13 protein-coding genes and 1 pseudogene are annotated in these 17263 nt (G+C 39.4%); 7 read left to right on the forward strand and 7 right to left on the reverse strand.

The features are described from left to right. Positions 1 to 25 precede the first annotated feature (25 nt). On the reverse strand, positions 26 to 784 hold the full coding sequence (locus P20429_RS08635) for a hypothetical protein (RefSeq protein ID WP_007583833.1): 759 nt from the start codon (positions 782 to 784) through the stop codon (positions 26 to 28). Positions 785 to 1108: 324 nt separating this feature from the next. Here P20429_RS08635 and cysB point away from each other — a divergent pair, with 324 nt between their 5' ends. Further along, positions 1109 to 2086 (forward strand): HTH-type transcriptional regulator CysB, encoded by a 978-nt coding sequence (cysB, locus tag P20429_RS08630; RefSeq protein ID WP_002961670.1) that lies wholly within the window; start codon positions 1109 to 1111, stop codon positions 2084 to 2086. A gap of 77 nt (positions 2087 to 2163) precedes the next feature. On the opposite strand, the gene P20429_RS08625 is transcribed toward cysB, so the two are convergent. The 3 genes and pseudogenes from P20429_RS08625 to pabB form a co-directional block, all read right to left on the reverse strand. Further along, positions 2164 to 3540, reverse strand: coding sequence for an L-serine ammonia-lyase (locus P20429_RS08625; RefSeq protein ID WP_024590992.1), 1377 nt, complete (start codon positions 3538 to 3540; stop codon positions 2164 to 2166). A 103-nt stretch (positions 3541 to 3643) separates the two neighbouring features. Beyond that, positions 3644 to 4219, reverse strand: coding sequence for a CoA pyrophosphatase (locus tag P20429_RS08620; RefSeq protein WP_033026841.1), 576 nt, complete (start codon positions 4217 to 4219; stop codon positions 3644 to 3646). A 6-nt stretch (positions 4220 to 4225) separates the two neighbouring features. Next, a pseudogene (gene pabB / locus P20429_RS08615) lies at positions 4226 to 5583 on the reverse strand (aminodeoxychorismate synthase component I). A gap of 155 nt (positions 5584 to 5738) precedes the next feature. On the opposite strand from pabB, the gene P20429_RS08610 reads away from it, so the two are divergent. The 5 genes from P20429_RS08610 (at position 5739) to P20429_RS08590 (ending at position 13819) form a co-directional block, all read left to right on the forward strand. Then, positions 5739 to 7265, forward strand: coding sequence for a fumarate hydratase (locus tag P20429_RS08610; protein WP_007583843.1), 1527 nt, complete (start codon positions 5739 to 5741; stop codon positions 7263 to 7265). Positions 7266 to 7695: 430 nt separating this feature from the next. Beyond that, the gene (locus P20429_RS08605; protein ID WP_007583845.1) at positions 7696 to 8736 is read left to right on the forward strand and encodes a Glu/Leu/Phe/Val dehydrogenase; all 1041 of its coding nucleotides are present in this window, start codon (positions 7696 to 7698) and stop codon (positions 8734 to 8736) included. Positions 8737 to 8872: 136 nt separating this feature from the next. Next, complete coding sequence (locus tag P20429_RS08600) at positions 8873 to 9511, forward strand: CatA-like O-acetyltransferase (protein WP_007583847.1); 639 nt, start codon at positions 8873 to 8875, stop codon at positions 9509 to 9511. 198 nt (positions 9512 to 9709) lie between these two features. Further along, positions 9710 to 10534 carry a M90 family metallopeptidase gene (locus P20429_RS08595; RefSeq protein ID WP_002961680.1) on the forward strand — a complete coding sequence of 275 codons (825 nt, stop codon included), beginning with the start codon at positions 9710 to 9712 and terminating at the stop codon, positions 10532 to 10534. A gap of 105 nt (positions 10535 to 10639) precedes the next feature. Further along, complete coding sequence (locus tag P20429_RS08590; RefSeq protein ID WP_007583850.1) at positions 10640 to 13819, forward strand: amidohydrolase family protein; 3180 nt, start codon at positions 10640 to 10642, stop codon at positions 13817 to 13819. A 199-nt stretch (positions 13820 to 14018) separates the two neighbouring features. On the opposite strand, the gene P20429_RS08585 is transcribed toward P20429_RS08590, so the two are convergent. Then, positions 14019 to 14360 (reverse strand): hypothetical protein, encoded by a 342-nt coding sequence (locus P20429_RS08585; RefSeq protein ID WP_002961684.1) that lies wholly within the window; start codon positions 14358 to 14360, stop codon positions 14019 to 14021. A gap of 150 nt (positions 14361 to 14510) precedes the next feature. On the opposite strand from P20429_RS08585, the gene P20429_RS08580 reads away from it, so the two are divergent. Next, entirely contained in the window at positions 14511 to 15263 is a 753-nt protein-coding gene (locus P20429_RS08580) for a Nif3-like dinuclear metal center hexameric protein (RefSeq protein WP_007583855.1), read from the forward strand. An 80-nt stretch (positions 15264 to 15343) separates the two neighbouring features. On the opposite strand, the gene P20429_RS08575 is transcribed toward P20429_RS08580, so the two are convergent. Together P20429_RS08575 and P20429_RS08570 are read right to left on the reverse strand one after the other, a co-directional pair. After that, a complete protein-coding gene (locus tag P20429_RS08575; RefSeq protein WP_007583857.1) occupies positions 15344 to 16108 on the reverse strand; it encodes a YdcF family protein in 765 nt (254 codons plus the stop codon). 54 nt (positions 16109 to 16162) lie between these two features. After that, complete coding sequence (locus P20429_RS08570) at positions 16163 to 17050, reverse strand: LysR family transcriptional regulator (protein WP_002961689.1); 888 nt, start codon at positions 17048 to 17050, stop codon at positions 16163 to 16165. Positions 17051 to 17263: the final 213 nt, after the last annotated feature.

Consider the following 17263-nt stretch of genomic DNA (forward strand, 5'->3'; position numbering starts at 1 on the left):
TTTTTTTAATGCTTTTATAAAAGAATTACCATTTCTTTTTAGGAGCAAACAATATATCTAAGTCGTCTTGCTCTTCTTCTGTTTTCTTTTTAAGTGCGCTTGCATTAGAAGCTCTCAGTTCAACACTAATTGCTTCTAAGTAACCCTCAACTTCTAGCCGTTTTGTTGTTACGTATTCATCAGAGTAGGTGACTGCACTGAGTGTTGCCTGCGCTTTTTCAAAGTACTGTCTTGCAGAACCAACCATACTGGCTGAGCGGGCAGACAAGCCCCGTTTTATTTGGCTTTCAATATTAATACGCAGCTGTAGTTTTTCGAGACGTTTATCTTCAAGAACAAAAACTTGGCTATCAATACGACCTTTGCTGTGTTCAGAGCGTAAAATTGAGCGTAATTTTTTAATGCCTTGAATTAGGCCTACAAGTTGTTTGTCATTACTCGGTAGCGTTAAAGCTTCACTGCTATTATCTTGAACTGGATTAGATAAGTGCGTTTTTGCTTCACTTAAGCGGCTTTTAAGTGCTTTAGATGTTTGCGAGTTAGTAACCATTGTATTTAAGGCTTCGTAAATACGGCGCTGTAATGTACGAATTAGATTTTCAGAAAGGGGGATGTTAGCACTATTCATTAGCGCTTCTTCTGTTTCTTCTATTATAGCTTTTTGTTTTGTAAGCTCTTTACGGCGTTCTGCCTCTTGTTTTTCTTTGTGTTGTTGTACAGCACTTACCCAAAGTGCAATCACAATCAATGCAACTATAAGCACTATTATAATAGAAACGATCATGGTGTAATTCTCGGATATATAACCTAATTATTTAATCTTACATTAAATATACGTTAACAGGGTAGCTTTGCGCCGATTAACTTAAAAAATATACCAAAAAATTGATAGGTTGAGCTCTTTATAAACTGCAGTAAGCCTAAGGGCTTATAAACTAAAGCTGAATAATCATCGCTACCTGAAGCATATTTATTATGCTAGCCTTGAGCTCTAATCAGATAATTGCACACCTAAAGACCTAAAGTGCTATTTTACGTAAATAACACTTGGTTTTAAGCGGTATTGCCTTTATAAATAATATGAATAATAACGTTAAAATTTGCAGCCATGAAATTACAACAACTCAGATACATCGTAGAAGTACAAAATCATAAATTAAATGTTTCAGCGACTGCTGAGAGTTTATTTACCTCGCAGCCAGGAATTTCTAAACAAGTACGCATGTTAGAAGATGAGTTGGGTGTGCAAATTTTTGGTCGCAGTGGTAAGCATTTAACGCATGTAACCGGTGCCGGCGAAGATATTATTAATATTTCTCGTGAAATACTCTCTAAAGTAGAAGGTATTAAAGCCGTTGCTAATGAGCATACGCTACCTGATCAAGGTAAGTTAAATATTGCTACAACACATACCCAAGCTCGTTATGCTTTGCCTAACGTAATTCAAGGGTTTATGAAAAAATACCCTGCGGTATCGCTTCACATGCACCAAGGTACTCCACAGCAAATATCGGATGCTGCAGCACGCGGTGATGCCGATTTTGCTATTGCAACAGAAGCACTGCATTTGTATTCAGATTTAGTTATGCTGCCTTGCTACCATTGGAATCGCAGTATTGTTGTAGCTAAAGACCATCCGCTCGCTAAAAAGGCAAATAGTTTAACTGTGGCTGATATTGCTCAATATCCACTCATTACATATGTATTTGGTTTTACGGGCCGCTCAGAGTTAGATAAAGCGTTTAGCGCACACGGGCTTGAACCACACATTGTATTTACCGCAACCGATGCTGATGTTATAAAAACATACGTACGACTGGGTTTAGGAGTTGGTGTTGTTGCTTCAATGGCGATAGATCAAGTGAGCGATACCGATTTAGTGTGTATTGATGCAAGCCACTTATTTGAAGCTAGCACGACCAAAATTGGTTTTAGAAAGGGCAGTTTTTTACGTACTTATATGTATGATTTTATCGAACGTTTTGCACCGCATTTAACTAAAGAGCGCGTGGAGCGAGCAAGCTTATTACGGAACCAAGATGACGTAGATAAGTTATTTGCAGATATAGAGTTACCCGTTAAATAATGTCACTACATTAAACGAATAATAAAAAAGCCGCCTATTTTAAAAATAGGCGGCTTTTTCTTTTTATAGCGAGCTGATTAACATTCGATAATATTAACAGCCAATCCACCGCGAGCGGTTTCTTTATATTTAGTTTTCATATCGTTACCAGTTTCAAGCATGGTTTTAATCACTTTATCAAGCGATACCTTTTGCTCGCCACTGCCACGTATAGCTAAACGTGAAGCGTTAATTGCTTTAATAGCACCCATTGCATTACGTTCAATACACGGCACCTGTACTAAGCCACCAACAGGGTCGCATGTTAGGCCTAAATTATGTTCCATACCAATTTCTGCTGCGTTTTCTACTTGCACAACATTGCCACCAACAATTTCTGTTAATGCGCCTGCAGCCATAGAGCACGCAACGCCCACTTCACCTTGGCAACCTACTTCGGCACCCGATATAGAGGCATTCTTTTTATATAGAATACCAATAGCAGCAGCGGTTAATAAATAACGCGTGGCTATATCGCGGTCTACTTCTTTCACAAATGTGTGATAGTACATAAGCACAGCTGGTAAAATACCCGCAGCACCATTAGTTGGTGCGGTAACTACACGGCCACCTGCCGCATTTTCTTCGTTTACGGCAAGGGCAAATAAATCAACCCAGTCCATTGCACGAAGCGGGTCGTTACTGACCTCTATATTTAGTTTTAAGTATAAGCTGGGCGCACGGCGTTTTACTTTTAAGCCGCCAGGTAAAATACCTTCGGTGCGCATACCACGGTCAATACACGCCATCATTACTTTCCAAATATGGAACAATGTGTCTTTTACTTCGTCTTCAGTGCGCAGTGTTTTTTCGTTTTTCATCATCAAGGTAGAAACACTAAACCCAGACTCTTTACACATCTCTAGTAGTTCTTTTGCGCTACCAAATGGGAAGGGGGCTGGATTTTCTTCTCTAATATCGAGGGCCGCCTGTTTTTCGTTTTCAAACTCTTCGTCGGTAACAATGAAGCCACCGCCAATAGAGTAATATACTTTGCTGTAAATTTTTTCGCCGTTGTTTGAGGCGATAATTTCCATTGCATTAGAATGCTTAGGCAGTGTTTTACGACGATGAAAAACAATAGCACCTTGTTTTGGAAACTTAGCTTTGTGTGTTTTGTTTAGATAAATAACCTGATCTTTTTCGATGGTTGCTAAAATGTCGTCGACTAAATCGGCGTCAATTGTTTCAGGATCGTAACCGGCTAAACCAAGAATTACGGCTTTACCCGAGCCATGGCCAACACCTGTTTGACCAAGAGAGCCATAAAGCTCTACTTTAATATCGGTCACATTTGCTAATAATTGTTGTTCTTGTAGGTCATTAACAAATAAGCGTGATGCGCGCATTGGGCCAACGGTGTGTGATGACGAAGGGCCAATACCAATGCTAAACATATCAAATGCACTGATCATAATGTGTGTGTCTCTACTTTGTTTTATCAGCACGAAGCTGCTCTTTGAACGGTCGAGCATGATAACGTGGAATTGTGATTGTGTAACTACTAATAACGAAGATTTAAACTGGTAAGGCGAGTTGTTTTGTAAAGTTTTTTATAATGCTTGCAGTCGCACCCCATAGTAAACCATGCGGTGTTTTAAAACCTTGCAAAATAACCGTTTTCCCAAATCGTTGAAAAGGTAAGGGTTGCCAGTTAGCTTCGTTATTTAACTCAGTGACAGAGAGCAAAAAGCTCGCTTGTACTTCATTATAGTCATTTTCCCAGGTGGTGTCTTTTTTGAGTAAACCCACATAGGGGCTAATACTAAAACCCGTTAAGGTTGAATACTCAGGTAAGTGACCTAATACATTAACGTTGCTTTGGGCAATATTTAGCTCTTCTTTTAGTTCGCGAAGGGCTGTGGTGCGAAGGGTAATGTCGCTTACTTCAAACTTACCTCCGGGCAAACAAATCTCCCCAGGGTGATGGTGTAAATAAGTAGGGCGTTTACACAGTAAAATATGTGCATGGTTATCTATATCAATAATTGGCAGCATAACAGCGCTAGCGCGTTTTTTACGTGTGTCTTTTAACTGATTTGGCGCAGCTGTAGGGCTTAACAGAAACCGCGCCATAATGTGTTCACTATTCAAAGCGACCTACTGTTTTAATAAAGGGAGGATTTTATTTACTTTATCGTAAGTTTCTTGATATTCCAATTCGACTTTAGAATCAGCTACTATTCCGCCGCCTGCCCAGCAGTAAATTTGCGCTTTGTGGCACACCAAGGTGCGAATAGTGATACTCGTATCCATATTTCCACACGCACTTAAATAACCAATTGAACCACAATAAATGCTGCGGCGATGCGGCTCTAGTTCTTCAATTATTTCCATCGCTCTAATTTTGGGTGCGCCTGTGATTGAGCCCCCCGGAAAAGCCGCTTTTAGCTGATCGACCGCTGTTTTACCTTCATCAAGTTCTGAGGTTACCGTGCTTACTAAATGGTGCACTGCCGGAAAGCTTTCAATAGCAAAAAGGGAGGGGACGTGAACGCTGCCTGGTTTTGCTACTTTGCCTAAATCGTTACGTAGTAAATCAACAATCATTACATTTTCAGCGCGATCTTTAGCTGATGCTGCGAGTATTTGCGCTTGTTGTTGATCCTCTAGTGCATCTGCTTTTCGTGGCAGTGTGCCTTTAATAGGCTTGGTTTCTACAACGTTATTATTTACAGATATAAAGCGCTCAGGAGAAATTGATAAAATAGCCCCTTGAGGGTGATTTATAAAGCTTGAAAACGGCGCTTTATTTGCCTCACGCAGTTTAATATAAGCTGCCCAAGGGGAGCCTTCAAACTGAGCGTTAAAGCGCTGCGCTAAATTAATTTGGTAACAATCGCCACTTTTTAAATACTCCTCAATTTGGGCAAACTTTGCAGCGTATTGCGTTTCGCTCATATTTGATTGCCAGTCGCTGTTTAGGGCAAAGGACTGCGTATTAACTCGGGAGTTAACGTGTGTATTTAAATATTGTTCATAAAGCGCTAATCGATCGGTGTTTGGCTGCGATACATAAAACCAGCTTTGTTGCTGCTTGTCGTAAATAAGGGCATCTAAGTAAAGGCCAATAGCCATTTGGGGAAGATTAATGTCTTCGATAGCACGAGTGGGGATGTTTTCAATTGTACGGCCTAGGTCGTAGCCAAAGTAGCCAAGCCAGCCGCCGTTAAAGGGTAAATCGTAACCGGCTTTTGTTTTATCAAGATGCGAAAGCTCATTATTCATAATTTCAAAGCAGTTATCACTACTTTCTATATTATTTAAAAAGCTTTTATTATTTTTTACTTCAAGGGTACTTTGCGGCTCAATGGCAATAATATCAAAACGGCTGTTTATATGATTACTATTTGCAGAATCTAATAGAATTGCATAAGGCAAATGTGAAAAATGCGCAAAAACGTCAATGCAGTTTTGTGTTATGCCTAATTTAATACAATTTTTTTATTGTTTAGCATTTACTGCCCCTTTAAGAACTGGCTCGAAACGGGCTGGGAGGGTATCATAAGTCAAATTTTTTGGCAGCACTAAGCTGTAAAAAAGAGTGCAAACCACCGTCACCGGTTTGATTTAGATTACGCGAAAACGCGTAACGGTAACTTAAGGAACCACTATGAGTACAATTTGTCAGCAAGACTTTATTGATAGCATTGAAGATGCATTGCAATATATTTCGTTCTATCACCCACTTGATTTTGTTCAAGCTCTCGAAAAAGCTTACAACAAAGAACAAAGTAAAGCGGCTAAAGACGCCATTGCACAAATTTTAATTAACTCACGCATGTCGGCTGAAGGCAAGCGTCCACTTTGCCAAGATACCGGTATTATTACCTGTTTTGTTAAAGTAGGTATGGATGTTAAGTGGGATAAAACAGATTTAACCGTTCAACAAATGGTTGATGAAGGTACTCGTCGTGCATATTTGAATCCAGATAACCCTTTACGTGCATCTATTGTTGCAGACCCTGCTGGCACGCGTAAAAACACGAAAGATAATACGCCTTCGGTTGTACATATTGATTTAGTAGCGGGTGGTAAAGTAGAAGTAATGGTTGCGGCTAAAGGCGGCGGCTCTGAAAACAAAAGTAAAATGGTTATGTTAAACCCGTCAGATGATGTTGCTGAATGGGTAGAAAAAACACTACCAACAATGGGTGCTGGTTGGTGTCCGCCAGGCATGCTAGGAATAGGTATTGGTGGTACGGCTGAAAAAGCGGCAGTAATGGCTAAAGAGTCGTTAATGGACCCAGTTGATATCCATGAACTAATGGAACGCGGCGCAGAAACGACTGAAGAAAAACTGCGTTTAGAAATTTTTGACCGTGCTAATAAATTAGGTATTGGCGCACAAGGCTTAGGCGGTTTAACAACGGTTGTTGATGTTAAAATTAAAACAGCACCAACGCATGCGGCTTCAAAACCTGTAGTAATGATCCCTAACTGTGCGGCAACTCGCCATGTACATTTTACACTTGACGGTTCTGGCCCTGCTAATTTAAAAGCACCTAAGCTAGAAGATTGGCCACAAGTAACATTTGAAGTGGGCGAAGGAACACGTCGTGTTGACTTAAATACACTGACTAAAAAAGATGTTCAAGAATGGAAAATGGGCGAAACTGTTTTACTTTCGGGCACTATTTTAACAGGTCGTGATGCAGCGCATAAACGTCTGCAAGATATGATCAATTCAGGTGAAGGTTTACCAAAAGGCGTAGACTTTGATAATAAATTTATTTATTACGTTGGACCAGTAGACGCGGTACGTGATGAAGCAGTTGGTCCTGCAGGCCCTACAACAGCTACTCGCATGGATAAATTCACCGATATGATGTTAGAAAAAACAGGCATTGTAGGCATGATTGGTAAAGCTGAACGTGGCCCTGCAACGGTTGAGTCTATTAAAGAGCATAAATCTGTTTATTTGATGGCAGTAGGCGGCGCAGCTTACTTAGTATCTAAAGCGATTAAAAAAGCACGCGTAGTTGCTTTTGAAGATTTAGGTATGGAAGCTATTTACGAATTTGAAGTAGAAGATATGCCAGTGACCGTTGCAGTAGACAGTGAAGGTGCTAATGCGCACACACAAGGCCCTGCAATCTGGAAAGCTAAAATTGAAGAGCTTGATAGCAAGCTAAAATAACGTACGTTTTGTATTTTTAAAAAGCGAGCCTAGTGCTCGCTTTTTTGTTTTTTTAAATAGAGTCATTACCAAGTTTACAGCTCTGACCAGTTTGCGAAAAAGCTCACTTTTTACTGGAAACCTATAGGCAGCAGTACGTGGCGGGCAAGCAGCACTTGTATATTAAACTTTACATGCAACAGCTGTATTACGTTCACGTAAACGTAAGTTGGTGTGGTTGTTCTATTTATAGTTTTTAAAACTTACAAATGACGATTTTGTGAATTTTTTATCTATACAATAGTTTTAATCCGGTTATTTAATTTAAGCTTGATGTTTTCATTGGTTTTATCTTCTGCGAGTATAGCGAACTCGAATATGAAGTGATAAAGTCTCGGCAATTTCCAGCGCGCATACCCTCTCACGGGTTAACTATTTCGGAGTATTTTAAGTGGCTGTGTTTAATCGAGTTGAATTTGATAACCATGAACAAGTGGTTTTTTGTTCTGATGAAGAGTCGGGTTTAAAAGCAATTATTGCTGTACATAATACTAACCTAGGTCCTGCAGTTGGTGGATGTAGAATGTGGGATTATGCGAACGACGAAGATGCTGTTTACGACGTGCTACGTTTATCAAAGGGCATGACTTATAAAAATGCAGTTGCGCGCTTACCATTTGGTGGTGGTAAATCTGTAATTATAGGTAACGCGAAAGAAATTAAATCTGAGCAATTATTCCGTGCATTTGGTCGCCAGTTAGAGCGATTAAATGGCAGCTATTACTCAGCAGAAGATGTAAACATCACATGTGCTGATGTAGCTATTATGAATAAAGAAACTAATTATGTACTGGGTCTTGAAGGTAAAAGTGGGAACCCATCGCCATTTACAGCATATGGTACGTTTTTAGGAATTAAAGCAGCGCTACAGCATCAACGTGGTCATCAAGATTTTGCAGGTGTGAAAGTGGCTGTTCAAGGTTTAGGTGCTGTTGCATATGGTTTATGTAAGCATTTAGCCGATGCGGGCGCTGAGCTGTTTGTAACTGACATTAACCAAGCTGCAATTGATCGCGTAGTTAATGATTTTGGCGCGACTGCGGTTGGCATTGATGAAATTTACGACTTAGATGTTGATGTTTATGCACCGTGTGCATTAGGTGCGACTATTAACGATTTAACGATACCGCGTTTAAAAGCGACTATTATTGCAGGCTGTGCTAATAATCAGTTAGCAGAGTCTCGCCACGGTGAAGTTATTCGTGAAAAAGGCATTTTATATGCACCAGATTACGTAATTAACGCTGGTGGTATTATTAATGTTTATTACGAAACAGCGCCAGAAGGTTACAGTGCAGCAGCGTCTAATAAACATGTTGAAGGTATTTTTAATACGTTAGCTGAAATCTTTGCCCGTAGCGAAAAAGAGCAAAAATCAACGCATTTAATTGCTGACGAATTAGCGCAAGAGATCATTAAAAACGGTCTGTGATCTAAGTTCTAATTTATATAAGGGTGTGCAAGTGCACACCCTTTGTTTATCTGTAAGTTAATGCAATTATTACTGAACAGCGGTACACTTTATTTTTAATTTTGTGCGGCAAATTATGACTCCCTCAACTTCTCTCATGCAGCCTATCGATTTAGATAATTGGCCTAGAAAGCAACACTTTGAATTATTTAAACACTTTTCTCAGCCTTACTTTAATGTGTGTGTGCGTTTAGATGCTCAAGCACTTTACGACTATTGCAAAACCAATCAATTTTCTTTTTTTCAAGCGTATGTATATTGCACCTTAAAAGCGTGCCATGAGTACGATTCAATAATGCTACGTATAATAGATAATCTACCATGGTTACTTAACAGTGTTCGCGCAAGTGTGGTTGAGTTGTCTGAAAACGATACGTTTGTTTTTAGTTATTTTAATAGCGCAAGCGATTTTAAAGAGTTTACAAATCATGCAAGTGACGTAAGCAAAAAAGCGAAATTACAGCCGTTATTTTCTGATGCATTTGCTCAAACAGAAGGGCAGGCAGATTTAATTCATATATCTGTTTTGCCGTGGCTGAATTTTAGTGCGTTTTCGCATGCATTTAGTGAAGGGCAGAGTTTAGGCATTCCTAAATTTGTATTTGGTCAGTTTGATAAACACACAGGCACAATGCCTTTAGCTATCGATGTACACCATTCATTAATGGATGGTTTGCACGTAGCGAAATTTATAAACACATTGCAGGGTACATTTGATACCTTTTGCAAAAATTAACTTTAAACACATCAGTAACGGCAGTGCAAAGCAGTAAATAATTTATAAGTAATCTATAAGTAATCTATAAGTAATCTATAAGTAATCTATAAGCAATGCGATGTGAATTACTTTATATTCAAATACATAACCTTGTATGCTTGAAAAGCACGTGTGCTGGACATATTTATATACCATACCTTAGCTCAGGAAATCCCCATGATAAATGGACTGTTAATTGTTGTTTTAATTCTTTTTGTGGTGATTTTCTGGCGTTGGCCATCAATTCAAAACCGATTATGGCGCAGTAAATATAAAGACTTTGCTTTAAATTCGCAGCAAAAAGATATTTTACTGCGTTGCATGCCCATCTATAAAAAAATGACCGACGCCGACAGAGAAAAATTAGAGCGACATATTACGTGGTTTTTAAACGAAAAACGCTTTGTCGGTTGTGATGGCTTAAGGCTAACGTCTGCAATGAAGTTAATTGTTGCCGCCGATGCGTGTGTATTAGTACTTAATAAACCGTGGCCGTTATATAGAAATGTAAAAGAAATTTTATTATATCCAAGTGCTTATTATGCTCCGCAATCAACTCGCGATAGTGCAGGACTTGTGAGTTACCATAATACGGTAAGACTAGGCGAGTCATGGCCTGGCGGCACGCTCGTTTTAAGCTGGCATGATGTACTTGAGGGTAATCGTTTACCAAGCGATGGACATAACTTGGTATTTCATGAGTTTGCGCATCAACTCGATCAAGAAACAGGTAAAACAACGGGCACACCCATTTTAAAAAGCTCAGCAGATTACAAAGAGTGGGGCCGAGTATTTAGCCGTGCTTTCACCCAGTTAAAAAGCCATGTTGCCTATAGCATGCCGCATGTTATTCACAGCTATGGTGCGACTAACGAAGCTGAGTTTTTTGCTGTACTCACCGAAACCTTCCTCGAAAAACCCGCAGAGCTTCGCCGATACGATCCTGAAATTTACAGTATGCTAGTTAATTACTATCAATTTGACCCTATCGTTTGGCATTAAACCTACATAAACCGCGCTTTATCATATAACGCTGGCAAGTTGCGTTTGTTTTTGTTGCAATCATGTGAAATAGTTTTTACTGCAACAATAACAAGCGAGAAACGCATGAAAAAAATGCTTCATACAGTATTGGCGCTGTCGGTGTCATTAGCGATAGGGCAGGTAAATGCCGCTGAAAAAGACGAACAAAAATGGCAAGTAGATTCACCTAAGGGGCAATTTGTTGACGCTGCAATTAGCGTTGAGCAGGGCACATGGATGAATATAGATATTAGCCCTGATGGTAAAACCGTGGTGTTTGACTTACTTGGCGATATTTACACTATGCCAATGAGTGGTGGTACAGCTACAAAGCTCACCTCTGATATTGCATGGCAAATGCAACCACGCTTTAGTCCTAACGGCAAAAGTATTGCGTTTACCTCCGACCAAGGTGGTGGCGATAATATTTGGATAATGGACTTAAATGGCGAAAACCAACACGCTGTTACCGATGAAACCTTTAGATTACTAAATGGCCCTGCATGGAGTCCTGATGGCGACTACTTAGTTGCACGTAAACACTTTACTGCTAGCCGCTCATTGGGAGCAGGTGAAGTGTGGTTGTATCACAAAGCGGGTGGCAAGGGCGTACAGCTTACAAAACGCGAGAACGATCAAAAAGATTTAGGTGAGCCAATGTTTTCACCTGATGGCCGTTATGTTTACTTTTCGCATGATGCAACACCCGGTAAAACCTTTCATTATTCAAAGGATTCTGTAGCGGGCATTTATAAAATTAAGCGCTACGACCGTGAAACCGGTGAAATTGAAACTGTAATCGATACGATGGGCGGTGCTATTAGGCCTACACCATCACCAGATGGTAAAAAGCTTGCTTATATAAAGCGTGATGATTTTCAAACTAGCTTGTATTTATATGACTTAACTAGCGGTGAGCACACTAAGCTTTACGATAAGCTTGAGCGAGATATGCAAGAAACATGGGCTATTCATGGTGTATACCCAACCATTGCATGGACACCCGATAACGAAGAGTTAGTATTTTGGGCTGGTGGTACAATTCACAAGCTAGATGTTGCAGACAAATCCGTTAAAACCATTCCTTTTAAAGTGCAAACTACTAAAAAAATTCAAAAAGCGGTGCGCTTTACACAAAACTTAGATACTGATGAGTTTGATGTAAAAATGCTGCGTAATGTGCAAGTAAGCCCAGATGGCGAAACGGCAATTTTTGAAGCACTAGGACACATTTATAAACGTGATTTAGAGTCAGGTAAAATTAAGCGTTTAACAAAGCAAACTGATCATTACGAATTATTTCCACAGTACTCTCGCGATGGTAAAAAAATAGTTTACACCACATGGGATGACAACAAACAAGGGTCTGTAAGGGTTGTGTCTGCGCGCAGTGGTCGTGGCGATACAATAACTAAAGAGCCTGGCAAGTACGTAGAGCCAACTTTTAGCCCAGATGGAAAGACTGTTGTTTATCGTAAAGCCACTGGCGGCAGTATTTTAAACCCTAAGTGGTCACTTAATCCGGGGGTTTATAGCGTAAGCGCAAAAGGCGGTAAAAGTGAGCTTATTTCAAAAAGTGGTTATCAACCACAATTTGGAGATGCAAACGATCGCGTTTTTATAATGAGTCCTTGGCCAAAACCAACGCTAAGTGTAGTTGAGCTTGAAAGTAAAAAAGTTCGCAAACTGTACGAGTCAGAACATGCTACTGAATTTAGAGTATCACCAGATGGGCAATACCTCGCATTTGCTGAGCGATTTAAAGTATTTGTAACGCCGTTTGTTCAAAGTGGTAAAACAATTAATATTGGGCCTAAAGACAGTCAATTTCCAATAGAGCAGTTATCAGTGCGTGCTGGTGAAAACATTAGTTGGAGCGCTAAGAGCAACAAACTTTATTGGACATTAGGGCCTGAGCTTTATCATGCAAGCCTTGAGGGGATGTTTGCCATTAACAAAGCCGAAGATGCCGACTTTAAAGTGAAAAGTGGCGATAATATCGGTTTCATTAAAAAAATGGCTGAGCCTAAAGGTATGATTGCGCTCACTGGTGCAAAAATTATAACTATGGACGGCGAAAAGGTTATTGAAAATGGTGTAATTATCACTGATGGTAAGCATATTAAAGCAATTGGTACAGCCAGCGATATAAGCATTCCTAAAGGTGCTGAGGTTATTGATGTAACAGGTAAAACTATTATGCCTGGTATTGTTGATGCTCATGCACATGGCTCGCAAGCAAGTGACGAAATTATACCTGAGCAAAACTGGAAAAACTTTGCAGGTTTAGCGCTAGGTGTTACTACAATTCACGATCCATCAAACGATACCTCAGAAATATTTACCGCAAGCGAAATGCAAAAGGCAGGCATGATTGTTGGCCCGCGTATTTTCTCAACCGGTACTATTTTATATGGCGCAAATATGCCAGGTTATACTTCGCATATTGACTCGTTAGACGATGCTAAATTTCATTTAGAGCGCCTTAAAAAAGTAGGGGCGTTTAGTGTTAAATCGTATAACCAACCACGTCGTGAGCAGCGCCAACAAGTTATTGAAGCAGGTCGGATGCTTGAAATGATGGTTGTCCCTGAAGGTGGCTCATTATTACAACATAACTTAAGTATGATTGTAGATGGACACACAGGTATCGAGCATTCAATCCCTGTAGAGAACATATACGACGATATAAAGCAGTTATGGTCGCAAAGTGATGTTGGCTATACACCAACACTTGTAGTGGCTTATGGTGGCATTTGGGGTGAAAATTACTGGTACGATAAAACTGATGTGTGGAATCATCCGCGTTTAAGTAAATTTGTGCCTAAAAATCAATTATTACCACGCTCTATGCGCCGCATTAAAGCGCCCGATCATCACTATAATCACTTTAATAACGCACGCGTTGCTGCTGAGCTACAAGACCTAGGAGTATTGGTTAACTTAGGTGCTCACGGCCAGCGTGAAGGCTTAGGTGCACACTGGGAGATGTGGATGTTTGCACAAGGCGGAATGACACCGCTTGAGGCTATACGTGCATCAACACTCGATCCGGCTAAGTATCTAGGACTTGATAAAAACGTAGGCTCGCTTGAAGTGGGCAAACTGGCAGATTTAATGGTTATAGATGGCGATCCGCTTAAAAATATTCGAGATTCGGATAAAGTAGATTACACCATGATCAATGGTCGCTTATTCAATGCCGAAACAATGAATGAAGTAGGTAAAAAAGAGCGCGAACCACTTTACTTCGAAAAGTTATAATTTATTTTGATCTTTTGAAAGCGGCTACGTAGCCGCTTTTTTAGTCTTACTCAACTTATAAGGCTCTATTTTTTTGATTAAATGGTGCAATTAAGGTTGGAAGACGATAATTAATATAATTTTTAGATATTTTTTTTAGCAAATAACGCACATAAAAAAACCGCTTAACGCGGTTTCTTTTAAAAATCATAAATGTTGATTAAACAACACCGCGCGGTAAGCGACAGTCATGATCTTTACGAGCTAAAATTACAATCCAAAGTTCTTCCGCTGTGTAACCTTCTTCGTTTTCGGTAACAACAGTGAATGGCGCTTTTTTCTGTGCTTTAACAGGCGCAGCTGCTTTTGGTTTTTTCGTTTTAGTTGTTTTACCAGAGTTTAACTTTTTAGTAAGCTCTGCTACGTCAGCTAGGCGTAAATTTTTACCGCCATCAATGCTGTACCAACCAGGTTTAGTTGTGATTTCAGGTTTTTTACCATTGGCAGTTTCGTACGCTGCTTCAAAGGCAGATAACACTTCTGTTTTGTCTAGTTTGCTCATCAGAGACCCTATACGTTGTGAACACAGATAAAGAAGAGGTATTTATACCTATTTTAAAACAGTTTTTCAATTTTTTGCGATTTTCCTTCCATTTTAGGGCTATAAACGCCAAAATTTGCACAAAATTCAGTGCTAAGTAAGGTAAGTTATATGCAACGTAGAGAATTTAACCAACTCCTAAATGACATTTTAAAACCTCATTTAATTAAAGATTTTTGCCCAAATGGCTTACAAGTTGAAGGTAAAAACGAAATTAAAAAAATTGTGACGGGTGTAACCGCAAGTCAAGCTTTAATAGATGCTGCCATTGAGCAACAAGCAGATGCTATTTTAGTTCACCATGGATTTTTTTGGAAAGGGGAATCCCAACCAATAACGGGAATGAAAAAGCGTCGTATAGGTGCGTTATTAGCACACGATATTAATTTATTTGGCTATCACTTACCACTCGATATTCATCCAGCAGTTGGCAATAACACGCAACTTGCAAAGTTATTGGATATTGAGATTGAAACAGGGCTAGAGCCAACTTCAAATAGCGTAGCAATGAAAGGGCGTTTAAAAACACCATTAAGTGGTGAAGATTTTGCAGATAAAATTGCAAAAGTGCTAAATCGAACCCCGCTCACAAGCTTAGTACGTTCAACAAAAATTGAAACCATTGCACTGTGCACCGGTGGTGGGCAAGGATATATTGATTTAGCTGCAGAGCAAGGCATTGATGCTTATTTAACGGGTGAGGCATCGGAGCAAACAATTCATAGTTCTCGTGAGCAAAACATTGATTTTTTTGCCGCAGGGCATCATGCAACAGAGCGCTATGGTGTAAAAGCTCTGGGTGAGTTACTTGCTCAAGAGCATGGCTTTGATGTGACATTTATAGACATAGATAACCCAGTTTAACTAGGCTATCTATTAATTAACCTGAACGCTACTTGAGATAGATTTATTATCTAGAGTTCAGGTTAGTTAGACGAAATGAGCTACAGTGCCTCTGGATCTATCCAGCGGCGTAAACTTAGCCATGTGTTTCCTACTACTTCGTGACTGTATTGCGTAACCACAAGTAAGGCATGAGCATTGGGAATAAACTGTTTGCTCCATGGAAGTGCAGCAAAATTATGATAATCAGTGGCTGCGGTTGTGACTTCAATACCTTGAGCATTAAATAAGTCTTTTGCGCGTGGCATGTGCAGCACAGATGTTACTAGTGCAACTTTAAAGTCGACTAATTTTGATGCCAGTAACTTAGCTTCTTCACCTGTATCCATTGCTTTTGGGTTTTGGGATATACGACTCTTATTAACGCCTAAACTAATTGCCGTTTGATACATAAGCCCGCTATTAGTGATATTTTGATAACCCCCGCCTGAAACTATTAGTTCTGCATTAGGGTAGTGCTTTGCCAGTTTTACACCTTCGACTAAGCGCGTTAGCGCACAATTACCTAATTGATTATTTGAACTTAAAGCCGAATTTGGGTTTATATCGCAACCTAGTACAACTATTTTGTCTATTTTTGGATGCTTTAGGGTATTAAATGCAAGCGACGCAGGTTCATTATTTTGGATAATTAAATTGGCGATAAAGGGTGTGCTCAATGCAAGTAATACAATTAAGCTTAAAGTAGATAAGAAGAGAGCTGATTTGCGGCCTTTAAATGCGAGTAGGAGCATCAGGCACGCAAATAAACCAAATAGAGGCAGTGGCATAAGTAAGCCACCAATCATTTTTTTAATAACAAACATAAGAATTAAACGCTGTAGAGTTAATTACAGCGATATTACTCATTATATTGATGATTATCGACCGTTATTTAGCTTACACGTATTTAAAAAGTGACGATAAACAGGGTTATCTTTCATGTCTTTTTTCATCGCTAAATACATAGGACGAGTAAGGCCAAGAGCGCCCAAAGGAATTGATTTAATTAAGCCTTGGCTTTCATAAGGTGTAACTAGCCAATCAGGTAAAGCGGCAACGCCCATGCCGGCACTTACTAGTTGAAAAATAAGTAACCCTTGGTCAACCGTTTTTAACGTACCGTCAAAACGTGCATTTTGAATGAAATGCTTAAATATATCTTGGCGTTCACGCGGGATAGGGTATGAAATAATAGTTTCGTTTTTTAAATCAAGCGCTGTTACATATGCTTTTTTAGCAAGTTCATGATCCGGTGCCACAATAAGCTTCAATTTAAAATCAAATAAGTGCGCGTATTCTAATGTGTCGGGTTCACGTATGTCAGATGTTAAAACTAAATCTAGCTCATCGCTTAGTAAGTCAGGAATAGCGTCGTAACTAAAGCCGCGCTCGTAATCAATTTTTATATCAGGCCAAAAGTTATTAAATTCTTTAATAGTAGGCAACAACCAATGAAAACATGCATGGCATTCCACACTTAAACGCAGTTGAGAAATAGGCTGATTTAAGCTTTCTTTCAAACGGCATTTAGTCGCTTCCATTTTTGGTAATATTTCGTGAGCTAACTCAAGTAATAGCATTCCCTGAGGGGTAAAGCGGACTGGTTGAGTTTTACGCTCAAATAATTGGCAATCTAATTTATTCTCTAAATCTTTGATTTGATGTGATAAAGCAGACTGTGTCAAAAATAATTCTCGTGCTGTATTAACCAAAGATCCTGTTTCTTTTAGGGTTGCTATGGTTTTTAAATGTTTAATACCAATCATCTTTAAAAATTCTCATGGGAAAAGTGAGTTCAGCTCAGATTAACCACATACTACGCCTATACAAAAAACGTTTCAACGTCTAGATGGCTAAAAGTTTGCGATTTATTGTGGTTTATTGCAGTTTGTTGCTATGAATCGCGAAAATATTAAAATTAGTAACGATAAAAGTCATTCAAAAACTGATTTGATGAGTTTTAGATGAGTTTGCTTCAT

The sequence above is a fragment of the Pseudoalteromonas sp. BSi20429 genome (assembly GCF_000238895.1).
In the GTDB taxonomy this organism is placed as follows: Bacteria; Pseudomonadota; Gammaproteobacteria; order Enterobacterales; family Alteromonadaceae; genus Pseudoalteromonas; species Pseudoalteromonas arctica.

Excerpts from the sequence above, each read along its gene's own strand:
- P20429_RS08635 (WP_007583833.1), bottom strand. The coding sequence starts at position 784 with ATGATCGTTTCTATTATAATAGTGCTTATAGTTGCATTGATTGTGATT.
- cysB (WP_002961670.1), top strand. The coding sequence starts at position 1,109 with ATGAAATTACAACAACTCAGATACATCGTAGAAGTACAAAATCATAAA.
- P20429_RS08625 (WP_024590992.1), bottom strand. The coding sequence starts at position 3,540 with ATGATCAGTGCATTTGATATGTTTAGCATTGGTATTGGCCCTTCGTCA.
- P20429_RS08610 (WP_007583843.1), top strand. The coding sequence starts at position 5,739 with ATGAGTACAATTTGTCAGCAAGACTTTATTGATAGCATTGAAGATGCA.
- P20429_RS08600 (WP_007583847.1), top strand. The coding sequence starts at position 8,873 with ATGCAGCCTATCGATTTAGATAATTGGCCTAGAAAGCAACACTTTGAA.
- P20429_RS08595 (WP_002961680.1), top strand. The coding sequence starts at position 9,710 with ATGATAAATGGACTGTTAATTGTTGTTTTAATTCTTTTTGTGGTGATT.
- P20429_RS08590 (WP_007583850.1), top strand. The coding sequence starts at position 10,640 with ATGAAAAAAATGCTTCATACAGTATTGGCGCTGTCGGTGTCATTAGCG.
- P20429_RS08585 (WP_002961684.1), bottom strand. The coding sequence starts at position 14,360 with ATGAGCAAACTAGACAAAACAGAAGTGTTATCTGCCTTTGAAGCAGCG.
- P20429_RS08580 (WP_007583855.1), top strand. The coding sequence starts at position 14,511 with ATGCAACGTAGAGAATTTAACCAACTCCTAAATGACATTTTAAAACCT.
- P20429_RS08575 (WP_007583857.1), bottom strand. The coding sequence starts at position 16,108 with ATGTTTGTTATTAAAAAAATGATTGGTGGCTTACTTATGCCACTGCCT.
- P20429_RS08570 (WP_002961689.1), bottom strand. The coding sequence starts at position 17,050 with ATGATTGGTATTAAACATTTAAAAACCATAGCAACCCTAAAAGAAACA.